The organism is Alishewanella sp. BS5-314, assembly GCF_025377695.1.
GTDB classification, from domain to species: Bacteria; Pseudomonadota; Gammaproteobacteria; order Enterobacterales; family Alteromonadaceae; genus Alishewanella; species Alishewanella aestuarii.
Window position 1 is genome coordinate 190,702 of the sequence record NZ_JACEHJ010000002.1, and the last position, 18,061, is coordinate 208,762.

Annotated in this window: 19 protein-coding genes and 4 tRNA genes; 10 read left to right on the top strand and 13 right to left on the bottom strand. The window is 50.4% G+C overall.

The genetic code is table 11. The features are described 5' to 3' along the window. Positions 1 to 43: 43 nt before the first annotated feature. The 4 genes from H1D31_RS05345 to ettA form a co-directional block, all read right to left on the bottom strand. Entirely contained in the window at positions 44 to 331 is a 288-nt protein-coding gene (locus H1D31_RS05345; protein WP_261256735.1) for a hypothetical protein, read from the bottom strand. Between the two features lie 214 nt (positions 332 to 545). Further along, a complete protein-coding gene (locus tag H1D31_RS05350) occupies positions 546 to 1,193 on the bottom strand; it encodes an energy-coupling factor ABC transporter permease (RefSeq protein WP_065956320.1) in 648 nt (215 codons plus the stop codon). An 86-nt stretch (positions 1,194 to 1,279) separates the two neighbouring features. Next, the gene (locus H1D31_RS05355) at positions 1,280 to 1,642 is read right to left on the bottom strand and encodes a DUF6746 family protein (RefSeq protein ID WP_261256738.1); all 363 of its coding nucleotides are present in this window, start codon (positions 1,640 to 1,642) and stop codon (positions 1,280 to 1,282) included. A 115-nt stretch (positions 1,643 to 1,757) separates the two neighbouring features. After that, positions 1,758 to 3,419 (bottom strand): energy-dependent translational throttle protein EttA, encoded by a 1,662-nt coding sequence (ettA, locus tag H1D31_RS05360; RefSeq protein ID WP_261256740.1) that lies wholly within the window; start codon positions 3,417 to 3,419, stop codon positions 1,758 to 1,760. Positions 3,420 to 3,578: 159 nt separating this feature from the next. On the opposite strand from ettA, the gene H1D31_RS05365 reads away from it, so the two are divergent. Both H1D31_RS05365 and folE read left to right on the top strand, forming a co-directional pair. Then, the gene (locus H1D31_RS05365) at positions 3,579 to 3,932 is read left to right on the top strand and encodes a DUF2750 domain-containing protein (RefSeq protein ID WP_008609864.1); all 354 of its coding nucleotides are present in this window, start codon (positions 3,579 to 3,581) and stop codon (positions 3,930 to 3,932) included. A gap of 146 nt (positions 3,933 to 4,078) precedes the next feature. Beyond that, positions 4,079 to 4,720 (top strand): GTP cyclohydrolase I FolE, encoded by a 642-nt coding sequence (gene folE / locus H1D31_RS05370; protein WP_008949772.1) that lies wholly within the window; start codon positions 4,079 to 4,081, stop codon positions 4,718 to 4,720. Between the two features lie 27 nt (positions 4,721 to 4,747). On the opposite strand, the gene H1D31_RS05375 is transcribed toward folE, so the two are convergent. After that, positions 4,748 to 7,624 (bottom strand): EAL domain-containing protein, encoded by a 2,877-nt coding sequence (locus H1D31_RS05375; RefSeq protein ID WP_261256745.1) that lies wholly within the window; start codon positions 7,622 to 7,624, stop codon positions 4,748 to 4,750. Positions 7,625 to 7,786: 162 nt separating this feature from the next. Further along, positions 7,787 to 7,969, bottom strand: coding sequence for a PA3496 family putative envelope integrity protein (locus H1D31_RS05380; protein WP_065956317.1), 183 nt, complete (start codon positions 7,967 to 7,969; stop codon positions 7,787 to 7,789). A gap of 175 nt (positions 7,970 to 8,144) precedes the next feature. Between H1D31_RS05380 and H1D31_RS05385 the strand changes: the two genes are divergently transcribed. Further along, positions 8,145 to 8,699: a glutathione peroxidase gene (locus H1D31_RS05385; protein WP_065956316.1), complete on the top strand. Its 555-nt coding sequence runs from the start codon at positions 8,145 to 8,147 to the stop codon at positions 8,697 to 8,699. Here the strand turns inward: H1D31_RS05385 and rnhA are convergent, their stop codons facing one another. Beyond that, positions 8,700 to 9,179, bottom strand: a complete 480-nt coding sequence (gene rnhA / locus H1D31_RS05390; protein WP_261256749.1) for a ribonuclease HI — start codon at positions 9,177 to 9,179, stop codon at positions 8,700 to 8,702. A gap of 67 nt (positions 9,180 to 9,246) precedes the next feature. Here rnhA and dnaQ point away from each other — a divergent pair, with 67 nt between their 5' ends. The 6 genes from dnaQ (at position 9,247) to H1D31_RS05420 (ending at position 11,786) form a co-directional block, all read left to right on the top strand. Continuing rightward, positions 9,247 to 9,951: a DNA polymerase III subunit epsilon gene (dnaQ, locus tag H1D31_RS05395; protein WP_008609875.1), complete on the top strand. Its 705-nt coding sequence runs from the start codon at positions 9,247 to 9,249 to the stop codon at positions 9,949 to 9,951. Further along, the gene (locus H1D31_RS05400; RefSeq protein ID WP_261256752.1) at positions 9,939 to 11,291 is read left to right on the top strand and encodes a TIGR03503 family protein; all 1,353 of its coding nucleotides are present in this window, start codon (positions 9,939 to 9,941) and stop codon (positions 11,289 to 11,291) included. The genes dnaQ and H1D31_RS05400 overlap by 13 nt, the downstream gene beginning before the upstream one ends. Positions 11,292 to 11,395: 104 nt before the next feature. Then, positions 11,396 to 11,472 (top strand) — tRNA-Asp (locus tag H1D31_RS05405). Positions 11,473 to 11,488: 16 nt separating this feature from the next. Next, positions 11,489 to 11,565 (top strand) — tRNA-Asp (locus tag H1D31_RS05410). A gap of 26 nt (positions 11,566 to 11,591) precedes the next feature. After that, positions 11,592 to 11,668, top strand: a tRNA-Asp gene (locus H1D31_RS05415). 41 nt (positions 11,669 to 11,709) lie between these two features. Then, positions 11,710 to 11,786, top strand: a tRNA-Asp gene (locus H1D31_RS05420). Positions 11,787 to 12,120: 334 nt separating this feature from the next. On the opposite strand, the gene H1D31_RS05425 is transcribed toward H1D31_RS05420, so the two are convergent. The 6 genes from H1D31_RS05425 to H1D31_RS05450 all read right to left on the bottom strand — a co-directional run bounded on the left by H1D31_RS05425 (position 12,121) and on the right by H1D31_RS05450 (position 17,048). Next, positions 12,121 to 13,476, bottom strand: a complete 1,356-nt coding sequence (locus H1D31_RS05425; RefSeq protein ID WP_261256754.1) for a sensor domain-containing diguanylate cyclase — start codon at positions 13,474 to 13,476, stop codon at positions 12,121 to 12,123. 82 nt (positions 13,477 to 13,558) lie between these two features. Further along, a complete protein-coding gene (locus H1D31_RS05430) occupies positions 13,559 to 14,761 on the bottom strand; it encodes a methyl-accepting chemotaxis protein (RefSeq protein ID WP_261256756.1) in 1,203 nt (400 codons plus the stop codon). Between the two features lie 255 nt (positions 14,762 to 15,016). After that, positions 15,017 to 15,439: a DUF6691 family protein gene (locus tag H1D31_RS05435; protein WP_261256758.1), complete on the bottom strand. Its 423-nt coding sequence runs from the start codon at positions 15,437 to 15,439 to the stop codon at positions 15,017 to 15,019. Positions 15,440 to 15,449: 10 nt separating this feature from the next. Beyond that, positions 15,450 to 15,854, bottom strand: a complete 405-nt coding sequence (locus H1D31_RS05440) for a YeeE/YedE family protein (RefSeq protein WP_065956311.1) — start codon at positions 15,852 to 15,854, stop codon at positions 15,450 to 15,452. A gap of 9 nt (positions 15,855 to 15,863) precedes the next feature. Next, positions 15,864 to 16,265, bottom strand: coding sequence for a rhodanese-like domain-containing protein (locus H1D31_RS05445; protein ID WP_261256761.1), 402 nt, complete (start codon positions 16,263 to 16,265; stop codon positions 15,864 to 15,866). A gap of 30 nt (positions 16,266 to 16,295) precedes the next feature. Further along, positions 16,296 to 17,048, bottom strand: a complete 753-nt coding sequence (locus H1D31_RS05450) for a sulfite exporter TauE/SafE family protein (protein ID WP_065956309.1) — start codon at positions 17,046 to 17,048, stop codon at positions 16,296 to 16,298. Between the two features lie 113 nt (positions 17,049 to 17,161). Between H1D31_RS05450 and H1D31_RS05455 the strand changes: the two genes are divergently transcribed. Next, positions 17,162 to 18,037: an MBL fold metallo-hydrolase gene (locus H1D31_RS05455; RefSeq protein ID WP_261256765.1), complete on the top strand. Its 876-nt coding sequence runs from the start codon at positions 17,162 to 17,164 to the stop codon at positions 18,035 to 18,037. Positions 18,038 to 18,061: the final 24 nt, after the last annotated feature.

The following is an 18,061-nucleotide window of genomic DNA, read 5'->3' on the forward strand; positions in this document are numbered from 1 at the left end:
CCTGAAGGCGTACTGCAAAACCGCCTGCTGCTGTAATAAGGCATTATTCCGCCTTAGGCTGGGCCGCTGTGTTAGCCGTTTCTGCGCTAACGGTCTGTTCTGCCTGTTGCTCGGTGTTTTGGCTCAGTTTCATTTGCTCGGCGACCAGGCGAACGCTACTTTCCAACGCTTGCTTGGTTTGCACTTTGATCGATTCGCGCACTTCTATCAGTTGGCGGCTTAGCAGATCACTGGTCATTTCACTCAGGTTATTCAGGCTGTTGGCGCTGGCAGGTGCCGCTAAGGTTAAACCCAGTACAGTGGCCATCATCAGTTTAGTTACAGTTTTCATATCTCTCTCGCTTGGTTAAGGGTTAGTGGTTTACTACGACCTAACTATTACAAGCGATATGCCAACTTTTAATTTTTATTAACTTTATGAAAATTAATGATATTTTTATGGTGGCGTAAACAGCTGCCACCTTAGGTAACAGTCTTATTGCTAAAATATCGTGATTTTGGCTAATTTTTAGTCTTTTATTTGGCGAGGAGTGGCCATCGCTATTTCAGCGGTCGGGTGACAGGTATTCGTTATCATAAAAAGTTCTGAGCCAGTGTGGCCGGTATACCGCCATTAGGGTGATGGCCATACCATTGAGTAAGGCTTCACCAAACCAGATCAGTAACGCCAGCTGGGTATAATTGTGGTAGATGGTATGCCAGCTATAGTCTTGCTGCAGGTAATACCAGAGCGAGGTAAGCAGGATCTTCAGGCTGATGGTCAGGGCGGCACTGATAAAACCGGCGACAAAGATATAAACAAACAGGTGCCGGCTTAGATAGTGATACGACCAGGCAAAGATAGCATAGCTGAATAAGCCCGGCAGAATGAAGGTCGTCAGCGCAAAGACGCCGCCATCGGCCCAATCGACAATACCAAAGGCCTGCAATAATAGCAGCGGCAGGCAACAGATCCAGATCGCAATACGCCAGCCATGACACAACACCAGCGTGGTGATGCCCAGAAAAAACAACTCCAGACCTGATTCAATACCGGCACGCACCGACCACAGCAAGGTGAGGGCGACAGCAGAACCAAACACCAGTGCCTGGTATCCCGGGACCTGCAACAAACGTGGCAGTAGCTCTTTCGGGTAAAAGCGCAGCAACAAAGCAATAAAGACAAGCCAGCTAACAAGTTGCAAAGACGTCATAACAGCACGGGATCAGACTAAGGCTTAGATATTGTAGCGGCCGCGACAGCCTGCTGCCAAGCTGTCGCGAGCTGATAACTAGCGTGCTATTTTAACAGGGCTTTTGCCAGTTGCAGATAATAGGCGCCATTATCCTTAACCCGCTGATAGTCCATTGTTTCTGAACCCTGATGTACTTCTTCCAGTACTTCTTTAATCTCATCCGAAGCGGCGGGTAATTTGGCCAGCGCATTTTCCAGTGTATAGGTTAGCTGATGAATTTCGGTCATGCTGGTTGGATTGAGCTCGCCAGCGAGTAAAGCTGCCAGCTTGCTATTCTGCTCTTGCAGCACACTCAGTGCTTGTTGTGCAGAACTGATTTCCGCACCTTTAAAATGCGCCGGGCGCTCAGAGGCGTGTGCAGTCAGACTCAGGGTGGCCACTAAGGTCGCGATAAGCAGGCTTTTCATTATGAACTCCTTATTTGATAATGATTATCAGTTACTATACGCCTTTTTCTGTAATTGACAAGTTTTACCAACAAAAACGCCTGCAAGTGCAGGCGTTTTAAAGAGAAAGCGGTGATTAGATCCGCTTGTATTTAATCCGGTGTGGCTCTAATGCCGCCGCGCCGTAGGTTTGCTTCAGCCAGGCTTCATAATCCGAGTAGTTACCTTCGAAGAAGTTCACCTTACCCTCATCGCGGTAATCCAGAATGTGGGTGGCGATACGGTCGAGGAACCAACGGTCATGCGAGATCACCATGGCACAGCCCGGGAAATCCAGCAGCGCGTTTTCCAGCGCCCGCAGCGTTTCCACGTCCAGATCGTTGGTCGGTTCGTCCAGCAGCAGCATATTGCCGCCGGCTTTGAGCAGCGCCGCTAAATGCACCCGGTTACGTTCACCGCCGGATAACTCACCGATAAATTTCTGCTGGTCATTGCCTTTAAAGTTAAAGCGACCGACATAAGCCCGGCTTGGGATCTGGAAGTTACCGATTTGCAGCATATCCTGACCGTTGGAAATTTCCTGCCAAACCGTGTTTTTCGGGTTCATCTTATCGCGGAACTGATCCACGCTGGCGATCTGTACCGTTTCACCCACTTCAATCTTGCCGCCATCCGCTTGTTCGGTGCCGGTGATCATTTTAAACAACGTCGATTTACCGGCGCCGTTCGGACCGATAATACCGACGATAGCGCCTTTCGGAATACTAAAGCTTAAATCATCAATCAGCACCCGATCGCCAAAGGTTTTACGCAAATGACTAACTTCCAGCACCTTATCACCCAGGCGCGGCCCCGGCGGAATAAATAGCTCATTGGTTTCGTTACGCTTTTGAAATTCCTGGCTTTGCAGCTCTTCAAAGCGGGCCATCCGCGCCTTGCTCTTGGCATGGCGGCCTTTCGGGTTAGTGCGTACCCATTCCAATTCCTGCTTAATAGAGCGCTGGCGGGCATTCTCTGATTTTTCTTCCTGTGCCAGCCGGGCTTCTTTTTGCTCCAGCCAACTGGAATAGTTACCCTGCCATGGAATACCTTCACCGCGGTCCAGCTCCAGGATCCAACCGGCGACGTTATCGAGGAAATAACGGTCGTGGGTAATGGCCACGACTGTCCCCGGGTAGTCGTGCAGGAAGCGCTCTAACCAGGCAACGGATTCGGCATCCAGGTGGTTAGTTGGCTCGTCCAGTAACAGCATATCCGGGCGTTCCAGCACCAGCCGGCAAATCGCCACCCGGCGGCGCTCACCACCCGACAGATGTTCGATTTTGGCATCCCAGGGCGGCAAACGCAGTGAATCTGCGGCGCGCTCCAGCGTATTCTCCAGGTTATGGCCATCTTTAGCCTGAATTAAGGCTTCGAGTTCACCTTGCTCACGCGCCAGCGCATCAAAGTCGGCATTTTCATCGGCGTAAGCGGCATAGACTTCGTCCAGACGGGCGAAGGCTTGCTTCACATCAGCTACCGCTTCTTCGACGATTTCTTTTACGGTTTTATTGGCATCCAGCTCCGGCTCTTGAGGCAGGTAACCAATCTTGGTGCCGCTAAGTGCCCGGGCTTCGCCTTCAAATTCTTTATCTACGCCGGCCATAATGCGTAACAGCGTGGATTTACCCGAGCCGTTTAAACCTAAGACGCCAATTTTCGCGCCGGGGAAAAACGACAGGGAGATATCTTTTAAGATGGTTCGTTTCGGGGGTACAACTTTCGATACCCGATACATTGAAAAAATATATTGCGCCATGGTTTCAATTACCGTTTAGATGGATTGATACATCGGGCTGATTGTACGTCATTTTCATGCCAGGGGGTAGGCAAGGGGCATTACTGCTAATAAAGTTGGCTTTTCGTTGCCGATCTCTGCTTTAATAGCAGGGTGAATTTCTTTTAAAGCAGGTTAGGTATGTCTGAGTTTGCACATGATCCAAGTTTTCAGCGTTTTGTCGAAGAAGCTAAAACCGAAGGGGTGGTCTGGACCCTGGCGGATGGTGAAGATTTACTGGTAGTGGAATCGGTAGAATTTGAAGAAACTGACGTGATGCCGTTCTGGTCGAATAAAGCGGACGCTCAGGCCCATTGCTCAGACGAATGGGAAAATTATAAGCCGGAAGCCATCCCGCTGGATGTGTTTTGTGAAGGTTGGTTAAAAGAAATGTACGACGACGGTGTGTTGATTGGGACTAACTGGGATGAGTCGTTAAATGGCCCTGAAGTTGAGCCGCGTGAGCTGCTGGAAGCCTTAGCCCGCGTGCAGTAAGCCTGTCGGTTAGCCTACCCAAGCCCGGCTTTGCTGGGCTTTCGTGTTTTATGGGTGTAAAATAGCAGTTATTGTGCAATAGCCACTAAACTGGATGCCGGGTTAGGGCGTAGAAGCTGCATCAGAGTCAGGTGTTGGAAAAAAGTATGTTAACTGAAGAAGCAATGTTAGTGCGTAGTGCCCTGGAAGCCAGAGGTCTGGAAACTCCTATGCGCGATAACGGCTTATCCCGCGATCAGAAGTATCAAAAAATCAGTCAGCTGATGACCGAGATTGTTGAGACGCTGGGATTGGATTTAACCGACGACAGTTTAAGTGAGACGCCACACCGTATCGCCAAGATGTACGTTGACGAGGTATTTAGCGGTCTGGTTTATAGCAACTTCCCAAAAATTGCCCTGATTGAAAATAAGATGCAAGTCAGTGAAATGGTAAAAGTAAAAGATATCAGCTTTACCAGTACCTGTGAGCATCATTTTGTTACCATTGATGGCAGCGCGACAGTGGCTTATATTCCTGGCAAGAAAATCATTGGCTTATCAAAAATTAACCGTATCGTACGCTTTTTTGCGCAGCGGCCGCAGGTGCAGGAGCGTTTGACGCAACAGGTGCTAATCGCACTACAGGCCTTGCTGGAAACCGATAATGTGGCTGTGACCATGGATGCAGTGCATTATTGTGTCAAGTCGCGTGGGGTAATGGACGTCAATTCTAAAACGCAAACCACAGCGCTGGGTGGCATCTTTAAAGAAGACGCCCGTACCCGGGCAGAGTTTTTAGCGCGCTGATTGAGGGCAGACACTGCAGATCGCTAGTCAGGTCTGCAGTTGTTGTTGAATAAAGGCTCTTGCCTGTTCTGCCGGCAATGGCTTACCGTAGTGATAGCCCTGAATTGCCTGACAGCCTAATTGTTGCAGTAAGGCTTGTTGTGCTGCGGTCTCTACCCCTTCGGCAATGGTGTCCAATTCCAGGCTATGTGCCATACTGATAATGGCCTGCACTATGGCCCTGTCATCGGCATCACTCAGTAAATCCCGCACAAACGACTGGTCAATTTTCAGTTTATGCAGCGCAAAGCGCTTTAGATAGCTCAGCGAAGAATAACCGGTGCCAAAATCATCTACCGCGATCCGCAAGCCGCGTTGCCGGAAGGCATCCAACAAGCTGGCAGCATGCGCCGGATCTTCGACCATGGCACTTTCGGTAATTTCCAACTCCAGCATCTCTGCGGGCAACTGCGAGGCGTGCAGCAGACTATCAATTAACGTCAGCAGGCCAGGTTGTCGAAATTGGATGGGGGACAGGTTGATGGCTACCGTTAATGGCGCCGGCGTAAGCTGTTGCCAAGAGGCCCGCTCTGCTAATGCGGTTTTTAGTACCCACTCACCCAGCGGGATCACCAGGCCGCTGCGTTCAGCCAGCGGAATAAATTCGCCGGGGGAAATAAAGCCTAATTCCGGATGCTGCCAACGCAACAGCGCCTCAAAGCCAGTTAGCTTTTGTTGCTGCAGCGAATATTGTGGCTGATAAACCAGGCTTAGCTCGTTATTTTCAATGGCCCGGCGCAGGGCATTTTCCAGTAGCAGATGGCGGGCATGGTAGCGCTGCATCTCACTGGTAAAGAAACAGTAGGTATTACGGCCATTCTCTTTGGCGCGATACATAGCGATATCGGCGTGCCGGTACAGCTCATGGAAACTTTGGCCGTCCTGAGGGAACACCGCTATCCCAATCGATGCAGATAGCACCAGCTCATGACCGCTGACCTGATAAGGCGTAAGCATTAGCGGTAGGATCCGCTCAGCTAATTCTGCAGCCATTTCCGCATTGGTATTGGGCCTTAATAACACAAATTCGTCACTGCTGAGTCGGCAAAGGGTATCTTCTGGTCGGCATAAGGAAGTTAAACGCCGGGCGATTTGGATCAGTAGCTGGTCGCCAGTCTGATGGCCCAGCGAGTCATTGATCTGTTTAAAGCGATCAACATCAATAAAGAGCAGCGCCAGTTGCTGTTGCTGGTCTTTGGCAACGGCCAGTGCTTGCTCAGTGCGGTCCAGCAATAACGCCCGATTAGGTAGTTCAGTTAGCGGGTCATACTGGGCCAGAAAACGGATTTGTGCTTCATCTTCTTTATACTGGCTGATATCGCGGAATAGACCGACATAGTAGATTTCGCCGGGCTCAGGCCCTTCAATTTTGCTGATCGACAACCATTCCGGATATAGACTACCATCTTTCCGCTTATTCCAGATCTCACCTTTCCAGACGCCATGTTCAGCAATAGCATGCCACATTTGCTGATAAAAGTTTTTATCATGCTTACCTGAGGATAGGAGTCGTGGATCTTTACCGATCACCTCCTCTGCCTGATAGCCGCTGATACTACAAAAGGCCTGATTTACCATCACGACCTGTTGCTGAGCATTGGTGATAAGTAACCCCTCTGAACTTTGCTCAAACAGCCGGGCTAATAGCTGTAGTTTTAATTCTGATTCTTTACGGTCGCTAATATCAATATGGGTGCCGACAGTCAGCTTTTTACCCTGCTCTGTGACAATGCTGCGACCGCGGGATAATATCCATACCCAGTGGCCATGCTTATGGCGCATCCGGAAATGATTTTCATAGAGCCCGCTCTGCTCTGATGCCTGATACTGCTCAAATACGGCTTTGGCTTTGTCGCGATCTGCCGGATGCAGTAATTCAGCCCAGAGCTGTTGCAGGTTGTGTTCGGTATAAGCGGCAAACTCCGATGCCTGATAACCAAGCATCGAAAAGTATTCCGGGCTACAGTTGAGTTGCTGATGCTCAGGGTCATATTCCCAACTGCCGGTATTGCTGGCGACAATAAAACTGCGGTGACGGGCCAGCTGCGTTTGCAAATCAGCGGTGCGCTCGTTAACCAGTTGGCGCAGCTCCTTTTTGCGCACTAAATTGTGCATTAACAGGTAACTTAAACTGACTAACAACAGATTGAAGATTACCGCCAGCGCAACTTGCCATATTTGCACTGTACTGAACTGGCTGGTCGGTGTGGCCAGCTGTAAGCGCCAGTTAACGGTACCCGTTTGGATCTGTGCTTCCGCTGTCGGCTGAAATGCATTGCTATTGCTTGATAAAATCAGCGTCGGCTGTTCGGTCTGATCCAGCCAGAGCTGATAGTGAATGCCCTGAGTAGGGAGCTGCGCCATCCGCTGCAGGCTGGCGAGTTCGTCCAGTTTAAAGGTGACATTAACAAAGCCCCAAAACCGCTGTTCGCCATCAGCCTGCGGCAGTGTTACCGGTAAGCGGCCAATAATGCCGACACCACCTTGCTTCAGCTGGTAGGGGCCACTGAGATAAACCAGACTTTGATTCAGACTACGTCTGGCGGCATCGGCCTGTAGCGGATCTTTAAACACATCAAAGCCAAGTAATGCCTGGTTTGGTTCAGCCGGATAGGCCGCCCGGATCACGCCCTCTGGTGCGACAGAGATGGCGGTGAGAAAAGGATAATAGGGGTAGATAGATTGGGCGAAGACTGGAAACTCACTAAGATCACCTTGCCGTAATCTAAGCCATGCCGCTACAGCATAGGCTGCTGTCGTCGTACGGACCAGTTCTTGCTGGATAGCTCCTGCGTAGGATTGAGCCTGATCATTTAGCCGCAACTGCTGTTGCAGCTGTCGTTGCTCGGCAAGATAATGCAGCAAGCTGATGCTCAGTGAACCGCTGCAAATTAACACCAACAAGGGGAGCAGAGTCGTAAGTCTGAATGAGCGGAAGCTGAGCACTGGCGCTGGCCTGTTAATTTCTGGTCGAGATACCTGATAAATATATTAGCATTATCTGGCACTTATCGATAGCAATCGCTGCTAATCTTCCAATAACTCCCAATCATCAATTAGCTCACGCAGTCGTTTCTGTTCCAGCAGTTCATCAATCCGGCGCCGCGCCTGATATTTTTGCCGGGCTTTAGTGTCTTTCACACCGCTTGGCTCAATCAGTTCAGCGTCTTCATTAAATTCTTCAAATTCAGTTGGCTGTATTGTCGTCATCGCGTGATACCTCTTTCGCTATTGCTTATTTAGCGCCAAACTGGCGCCAGTAACAGTGAAAATTTTTTTCCGGTTCGATAAAGATTTTTGGTGAAAAGGATCACGGATCAAAAGCGATCTAAGCTAAGCTTAGAGCCGTAGAGACTGTCCGTAATAATAAAATTTGGAGAGCAGCATGAAAGTTTTGGCATTCGGCTTAGGTTTAATCACCTTAAGTCTGTTACCTGCGACCGCTGAGGCGGCGCAGTGTGGTGATATTCTCGGCCATTCAGTCCAGCAGTTAAAAACCCGGGAAACCGTTGATCTGTGTGAGCAATTTCAGGGCAAAACCTTACTGGTCGTCAACACAGCCAGCAAGTGTGGTTTTACGCCGCAGTTTGAAGCACTGGAGCAGCTGTACCAGCGTTATAAAGAACAGGGGCTGGTGGTGTTAGGTTTTCCATCTAACGATTTTCGGCAAGAACACAGTGACGAAGAAAAGACTGCCGAAGTCTGTTATCTGACTTATGGTGTAGAGTTTCCGATGTTTTCTACTACCAGTGTGCGTGGTGATAAGGCTAATCCGGTATTCAAAGCGCTGATTGCCAAAACGGGTGAAGCTCCGTCCTGGAATTTTAACAAATATCTGGTCAGCAAAGACGAGCAGAAAGTGCTGCATTTTGGCAGCCGGGTGAATCCAACGGATCCGAAATTTATCGCGGAACTGGAACAGCTGCTACAAGCCGAATAGCTAAATAGCGGCCTGACTCGCTTCAAAGCCGCTATCAATGGCCGCCGGTGTCGCACTGGCGGCATTGCGGGCTAATTCATCACAGCGTTCGTTTTCCGGATGACCATTGTGACCCTTTACCCAGTGCCAGCTTATCTGATGACCCTGACAGGCTGCATCCAGGCGTCGCCATAAGTCCTGATTTTTCACCGCTTGCTTCTGACTGGTTTTCCAGTTATTGCGTTTCCAGCCTGCCAGCCACTGCGTGATACCCAACCTGACATATTGACTATCGGTAGTTAAATCGACGCGGCAAGGACTTTTTAATGCTTCAAGGCCGACGATTGCGGCCAGCAGTTCCATCCGGTTGTTGGTCGTCAGTCGAAAGCCTGCACTCAGCTCTTTGCGATGTTGCTGGTAGCACAGAATGGTACCATAGCCGCCGGGTCCGGGATTGCCGAGACAGGATCCATCGGTATAGATTGCAACACTTTTCTGCATTTGGCCTTTCCTAAGCTGAAAACGGCGTATAATCTAGCGTAAATCCAGTGAAAAAGCGAAACAGTAGATGGCAAAGCGACAAATTATTCTCGACACTGAAACCACCGGCATCAGTCCAAAAGAAGGCCACCGTATTATTGAGATCGGTTGCGTCGAGCTAGTAAACCGCCGTTTCACCGGTAACAACTTCCATGTATATATCAATCCGGAGCGGGAAATTGATGCAGAGGCGATAGCGGTACACGGTATCACCAATGAGCGTCTGGCTGCTGAGCCGAAGTTCCGGGAAATAGCGCAGAGTTTTTACCAGTACATTCAGGGTGCCGAGTTAGTGATCCACAATGCGGCCTTCGACGTCGGCTTTATTGATCATGAATTTGCTTTGCTCCGGCCGGCGCTGCCGCCGGTCGCCCAGTATTGCACAATCGTTGATACCTTGCTGTTAGCTCGTGAACTGCACCCGGGGCAAAAAAATAATCTGGATGCGCTGTGCAGACGCTACGATATTAATAATAGCCATCGTACCTTGCACGGCGCTTTATTGGATGCGGAAATTCTGGCAGATGTGTATCTGCTGATGACCGGTGGTCAGGTCAGCCTTAATCTGGCGGCCGAAGAGCAAGCCGAACAGCTCGAGCAACAAAGTCCACTGCATATTCAGCGCCAGGGGCGTTTAAAGGTGATCCGGGCGTCAGAGTCGGAAGTCGCTGCACATGAGAGCCGTTTGGATTTGGTGCAGAAAAAAGGGGGAACCTGCCTGTGGCGCGTCTAGTACTGTGTCTATTTTTATCTTTACTGCTGCCGGTTCAGGCTCAGGACGATACCGCGCCAAAACGGGATGAACCTGGTCTGACGATATTGGAGCAACTGCCAACCCGTAATCAGATCCCGCTGCTTGATAACCGCTTTCGGATTGATGATGGTGTAAAGAGCATTACATTAGTATTTTTCCGTCGCCCGGGCACCGCGTCTATCGTATTAGTGCGTCCTGACGGCAGTAAAGTCTTCTACAATACAGCGAAAGATCACAATATGCGCTGGCATGATGCAGCCAGTTACGATCTGATTGAGATCAATGAACCTATGCCAGGTCCCTGGCAGGCAGTAGGGCGGATTTTGCCAGAAAGCCGGGTACTGGTCCTCACTGATATTGAATTGGACGTTGACCCTCTTCCCAGCGCCTTAATGGTGGGTGAAACCTTTAAATTGACCGCCCGGTTGATGGACGGCGACCAGTTAGTGAATGCCAGGGATTTTCGTGAAATCCTGACCATGCAGGTGTTATTTGTCAGCACCAATAATCCGGATATGGAGAACTATGGCCGTGGCTTGGCGGAGGTTGCGACCTTTCGTGATGATGGTCGTGGTTACGATGCCAGTGCGCGGGACGGTATTTTTACCGGTGAGGTTAATCTTAACTTCGGTGCCGGGGAATGGATCCCGCGTTTTATTGTCCGTACGCCACTATATAGCCGTGAGTTGGAGCAAGCCCCGGTGCGGGTGGCGCCAGCTCCGGTGGCAATCGAGTTTGTTAATTCCCGGGAGATGACAAAACCGCATCTGCTGCGACTGACCAAAACCTCTGAACTGGTCGATGCGGATACATTGTTGTTTCAGGGGCTGATCCGTTATCCGGACGGTGACAGTTTTCAGTTTGCAATAACCGAGCCTGAGCAGGCGCGGGAGGTCACAGTAGAAAATCGTGGTCATGGTAGCTATCTGTTGAATCTGTCGGTATTTGGTAATATGCAGGACGGTCGTGAATTTGTGCTTAATCTGCCGGAAGAGCGGTTTTTGGTTATACAGCAGGCTCAGGAAGCACTGGCAATTGAGCCTGTAACTGAGACGCCGGTCAACCAGGCTGCTGATACTCCTCCCGCCGCGCCAGAAGCTGGCTTTCCCTGGTTATTGGTAATTCTGTCAAATCTGATTATTGTTACCCTGGGGGGCGTATTGTTCTGGTTGGTGATGACTGGTAAGGGGTTGAACGCACTGTTGTTCTGGCGCAAAGCCAAGCCAGAACCTCCGGTCGCGGCGAAGAAAACCACGGCAACTACCAGTAAGCCGCCACAAAAAGACGATATTCTGGACCTTTCTTTACCGGATGATTAAGGAATAGGCAAAAGCGACAAAAAAGATGTTGACGGCTTTGGGGCATATCCGTATCATTCCCGCCGCACCAGACGATACCCATCTGATAGTTTGGTGCACTGCGCGGAGCGGTAGTTCAGTCGGTTAGAATACCGGCCTGTCACGCCGGGGGTCGCGGGTTCGAGTCCCGTCCGCTCCGCCAATTTTCGATGCTTTCCGGAGCGGTAGTTCAGTCGGTTAGAATACCGGCCTGTCACGCCGGGGGTCGCGGGTTCGAGTCCCGTCCGCTCCGCCACTAGCATCGAAACAGCTTCCTGATCCGGAGCGGTAGTTCAGTCGGTTAGAATACCGGCCTGTCACGCCGGGGGTCGCGGGTTCGAGTCCCGTCCGCTCCGCCACTTCAGTAAGTTTTCACCTGAGCAGTAGCTCACTCCAGCGCGGAGCGGTAGTTCAGTCGGTTAGAATACCGGCCTGTCACGCCGGGGGTCGCGGGTTCGAGTCCCGTCCGCTCCGCCACTTTAATTCCACAAGCAATTTAGTAAGCCTGAGCGGTAGTTCAGTCGGTTGCTCTCTGTTAAAAATCAGCCGGCCTGTCATGCCAGCGCCAAAATGTTCGCGGGTTCGAGTCCCGTCCGCTCCGCCACTTTAATTCCACAAGCAATTTAGTAAGCCTGAGCGGTAGTTCAGTCGGTTGCTCTCTGTTAAAAATCAGCCGGCCTGTCACGCCAGCGCCAAAATGTTCACGGGTTCGAGTCCCGTCCGCTCCGCCACTTTACGTTCCATGCAATTTACAGCCGCCAAGCGGTAGTTCAGTCGGTTGCTCTCTGTTAAAAATCAACTGGCTAGTCAGTTAAGCATTGGCTTTATGTGCGGCTTTTTGCTGGTACATCGCCAGATCGGCAAAATGTAGTAGTTTATCAAGCTCAGTCGCATGAATTGGAAAGCTGGCATAACCCAGGCTGTATTGGATCTGAAACTGCTTGTCGTTAAATACGAAAACGGTGTCGCTAAGCCGTGCCGATACCTTGTTGATAATGTGCTGCAAGTCTTTCTCGCGATGTACGCGAGGTAAGATTACCAGAAATTCATCACCAGATAAGCGACAGGCGTGATCTGAAGCCCGCAAGCCGGCCTGCAGTCGTTTGGCGACCTCTTGTAGCAGAGCATCTCCCACAGCATGACCATAGTTGTCATTCACTTCTTTAAATTTATCCAGATCCAGGCTAAGAATACTAAACTCCGCCTTTTCATTAACCAGCCTTTCCAGTAATTGCATGGCAAAGCGACGATTCGGCAGCAAGGTAAGCGGGTCTTGCAATGCATTTAAGCGAGCTTGTCGATAGGCGTAGTAAAGACTAAATAGTGCCAGAAAGAGCAAGATACACAGGCTGTAACCCACCAGCCTGACTAACAGACTACTTAAGCCAAACCGCCCTTGTTGGTCCTGAGGTAAGGCAAGAGCAATTTGCCAGCTGCCACTTAACAGACGAATATTCTCGATGGCAAAAGCATTGCTAAAGACGGCGGCATCCCCCCAAAACAGCTCTCCTTCAGCACCAGTGCCATCCACGCCACGCATCGCCAACTGGCCCTGATTTGCCAGTGCGAACAATCCTGTGCTTTGGAACAGTTTGTCGATATCGATAACGACACTACAGGTGCCCCAATATTGCTGATTAGTTGGCGCATCATTAAAAATCGGCATCCGGGCGATCACCGCTGTTCCCCCCTGCACCAAGGTCAGGGGGCCGGCGATCATAATATCCTGACGCTGCCGAGCCAGCTCCACTGTGCGAAATTGTGCCGGGACAGTACGGTAATCCAGACCGAGCGCAGCCTGATTACCCTCTATTGGGTAAATAAAGCGAATGATATTATCGGGAGCCACGGCGATATTACGGATACTGGTTGCTTTTCGCATCAGGGCCTGTGCTAATAGCTCCCAGTCGTCAGGGCCAGAAGAGGGGTTAACGCTGATAATGGTGGCCAGACTATCGGCCAGAAAAATATTGGCATTAAGTTCAGACTCAATATTAGCTCTGACCAAGGATAACTGCCGGCTCAGGCTTTGCTGTTGCTCAAGCGTCAGTTTCTGTAATAGGTTCTGGTGAAAAAATTCAACCAGCATAATGCTGCCAGCAAACAGCAGCGCACTAAGTGAACCAAGTAACCAACGATGGCGACGGCTGAGCAATCTTACTAGCATGGTCAGCACCGCCTGACTATCGAGGCGGTACCAATATGGTCCGGGCTACAGGGACGTTGCATTTGCCCTGGCAAGCCCATAACTAACTCTTGCGGGCAAAGCGCGCTAATTGCGCCTGCGTTGCCGCTGTGCCACTCAGTAAGTTGCGGGCAGCCTCGTCAATAGCAGCCATTTGTTGATAGGCCTGATTGGTCATCTGTTCGATGGCGCTCAAATGTCCCTGCGTTTGCTGATACTTTTGTTCCAGACTGGATACGCTGCCACTGATATTTTTCATGCCACCCTGAGCTGACTGTAACTCGGTTTGCAGCAATGAAAATTCGTGATTGGTGTCATGGATCTGGCTGCTGGCATCTTTCGCCTGTTGATTCAGACTATCTGATTCCTGCTTGGTTTCCTTGACCAGCCGTTCCATATCATTAAGGAAGCCTGAAATTTGTTTCGTGGCATCATTAACTTTGGCGGCCAGCGTGCGGACTTCATCTGCAACCACGGCAAAGCCACGGCCGGCATCACCGGCTCTGGCCGCTTCAATGGCGGCATTTAGCGCTAATAGATTGGTCTGATCAGAAAAGCCCTCGACCATTACCAGGATTTGTCGCACGTTTTCCGAGTTTTTCTGCAGGCCATTGATGGTGGCGCCAAAGGAATCAAGTAAGCCAGCGATAGCGGCTAACTGGCGATTCAACTGCTGCATCTGGCCACTGGCGATTTTGGCTTTATCCGCTGCCAGATTAGTAACCTGGCCCATTTGGTCACTGCTTTGCACGATCCTGGCCAGGTACTCGATCACTTCATCACTATCTTTACGGATCTGCTGATTCCGATGTTCAGTATCCTGTAAATTACGGCGGGTCTGCTTAACCGCATCAGAGACTTTTTCATTGATCTGATGGTTGTCACTGGCTTGTACGTGAACTTTTGTTAATACCTCACTAAGCTGGCCAACAAAATGATTAAACTCTTCCGACAGGGTGCGGAATTCGTCAAAGGTGAAGGCGGGCAAGCGCTGACTGAGATCTGCGCCCTGACGATTGCTTTCATGTAGGGTGCCAACCAGCGCCTGTACCGGCCGTACAATCAGGTGCCGCAGATAAAACCCGGTAAACAAAAAAGCGGCTGTGCCACTTAACAATAACAACCACCAAAGTGTCGCATCGCCATTGGCCGGATACGCCATCCATAATGCCAAACCAAAGAAAATACCAATAAACAGCATATTGCCGGCAATTTTTCGGTTAAGGGTAAAGAAAAAACTACGCTCAATAAAGCTGTACAGGGCCATGAATCTCTCCATTACGACTGAGACCTCTTCTGTTTTTCAAGCAGCATAACATAAAGGATAAGCGAAACTTTGATCTCGGCGGGGTTCGCTGTTGTTTAACGTCTTGTGGCGACAAAACAAATAGTATACCCGGACCAAAACGCTGGTTTCAGACTGTTGCTACAGACAATAGCCTAGTTTTTCGCTGGCGCCAAGATAGCGTTACGATAAGAAGAGATACTCCCGGTGGTTTAGCCGGGAGTCAGACAAAGAAGGTTATGCCTGTGAAAACGGCAGTTTGATTTTTCGGGCAATAAACCAGCCTGCGGTCATCGCCAAAACAAAACCCAGGGTACCGCTACTGCCTGAGGATAAAGCACTGATTGCCGGTCCCGGACAGTAACCGACCATGCCCCAGCCTAAACCAAAGACGGCAGCACCAATCAATAAGGGGTTATCGATATAACGGGCTGTGGGCAGATAAAACTGTTTATCAAACAATGGCGCCGGCTTATGGATAAATAACCGGTAGCCGACAGAATACACCGCCAGAGCGCCGGCCATAACCAGTGCTAAACTCGGGTCCCAGTCGCCACTCAGATCAAGAAAAGCCAGCACTTTCTGTGGGTCAATCATTTTCGAGATGGCCATGCCCACTGACATCAGTAAACCGGCGAGAAAAGCGATTAAGAGTTTCATGGTTGACTCCTTAAAACAGCAGGCTGGCGGCCAGCACGCCAAACAGCATAAAAACCAGGGTGGCCGCTAAGGACCGTGGCGAAAAGCGGCCAATCCCGCACACGCCATGGCCAGAAGTGCAACCTGAGCCCCAGGCGGTGCCCAGGCCAACCAACAAACCCGCGGCCAGCGTAAAGGGACTAAGCTCAGGTGTGCTATAGCTAAAGTCCTGATAAAACAGGGCTGTTAACAGTGGTCCTGCAACTAAGCCGAGCACAAAGGCAAGCCGCCAGAGCTTGTCGTCTTTCTGAAATAACAGGGCGCTGGTAATGCCAGAGATACCGGCAATTCGGCCTAGGCCAACCAATAATAATAAGGTGCCCAAGCCGATTAACGCACCGCCTAATAGTGCAGATACCGGGGTAAAGTTTTCCATTTAAACCTCCTACGCTTTAACAGGATAACCGGCGTCTTGCCAGGCCTGCATACCGCCGGCAACCGAATAGACATCGCTAAAGCCCATGCGCAGTAATGATTCTGCTGCCAGGGCTGAGCGGGCACCGGAGCGGCAAATCAGATAGAGCGGTCGCTCCGCTAGTTGCGCTAACGCCACTTCAGCGGCGCAGCCACTGGCGGCGACCAGTGGATGATTAGGTAATTGCATTTCTAACACGCCACGCGGGTAATTTATCGCGCCAACGATATGGGCCTGGGTAAACTCAGCCGGTTCACGCACATCAATCAGTAAGGGTTCGCTTTGCTGCTGCAGGTAAGCAGCCAGCTGAACAACATCGACTTCTTTAATTGCCGCTTTAGCTTCGGCGACCAGCTGTTGTGAGGTTTTCATAGGGATCTCCGTTAAGTTGCAAGCATTAAGTTATTTCAGTACTGATTGGCTAATCACCACTACCGCCATTACTGCCAGGAAGAGGGCAAAGCCTTTCTGTAATTTTGCTTTTGGCAATTTTTGACCCAGCCAGTTACCGGCGAAACTGCCAACAAAGCCCGCCAGTACCATTATCGCAATCACCTGCCAGTTAAAGCTCATGCCGGCCGCACTAAAAGCCAGATAATATTTGGTAAAACCAGCAAATGACTTCATCGCAATAATGCCAAGGCTGGTCGCCACGGCGATACCCAAAGGCAAGCCGCCCATCAGTACCAGCGCTGGCACAATTAAAAAGCCGCCACCAACACCGACAAAGCCGGTAATGGCGCCAACAACTAAACCGTCGGCCACCACTTTGGCCGGTTGAAATGGTCGTTGATTTGCTGTTTCCTGCTGGTGGTTGCGCCACATAAAAATGGCAGCAACCACCATCAGGATTGCGAAGACGAGTAGCTGCCAGCGGCTATCGACCAGGGTTCCTATCCAGGCGCCACCGTAAGTACCAAACATACCAGGAACACCAAACCACCACAGATGGCGCCAGCTAATGCGCTTTTGCCAGGCATTTTGTGCGGAACCGAGCAAACTAATACCGGCCACAATCAGCAGCGACGAGGCGATGGCCAGCTCCGCCGGCATCTGCAGTAAATACAACAGCACCGGCACCGTCAGAATAGAACCGCCCGAGCCGAACAGACCTAAACTGATACCGATAATAAGTGCGCCAAGTAATACGAACATTTGGACTCCATATTCTATTTTGGAATATGCTTATAACTTGTTTGCATTCTAGGCGCCTTTTCGCTAAGCTGCAACTAAAATTTAGCTTTAACTAATTTTAGAGGGTGAATGCGATGTCACAACAAAATTTGCTGATTGAAATGTTCTTTGATCACGACAGCTGCACCTTTAGCTATGTGGTAGCAGATAAAGCAACGGGCCAGGCTGCGATTATCGATCCGGTATTAAACTATGATGCAGCAGCTGGCGCGGTAAGCACCATTGATGCCGATAAGATGCTGGCGTTTTTAAAGGCTAACAACCTGACGCTGCAATGGGTGCTGGAAACCCATGCCCATGCCGATCATTTATCAGCAGCGCATTATTTAAAGCAACAAACCGGTGCCTGTATTGCCATTGGCGAGGGGATCCGTAAGGTGCAGCAAACCTTTAAGGTGGTATTTAATATCAGTGATCAAGAGCTGCTGGCCAAGGGCGATTATTTTGATAAGTTATTTGCTGATAATGAGGAATTTCAGATTGGTACCATTAAGGCTAAGGTGATCAATACGCCTGGCCATACCAACGACAGCGTCAGTTATCTGATAGCCGGTAATTTGTTTGTGGGTGACTCCTTGTTTATGCCTGACGCAGGTACAGCGCGCTGTGATTTCCCGGGCGGCGATGCCCATATTCTGTATCGCTCGATCCAGCGTATCTATCAGCTGCCGGAGGAAACCGTGATCTATATGTGCCACGATTACCAACCAAATGGCCGCGAGCTGTTATATAAAACCACCGTCGCCGAGCAAAAACAGCAGAATATCCATGTCAAAGCCGATACGGTTGAGGCAGATTTTGTCGCCAGACGTGAAGCGCGCGATAGAACCCTGGCGGTGCCACGGCTGATTTATCCTTCGGTGCAGGTGAACATTCGCGGCGGGCAGTTACCGCAGGCGGAGGCAAACGGCAGCCGTTATATTAAGATCCCGCTAAAAGGCGCGCTCTGACATTTAAAAACGAAAAAAATAAAG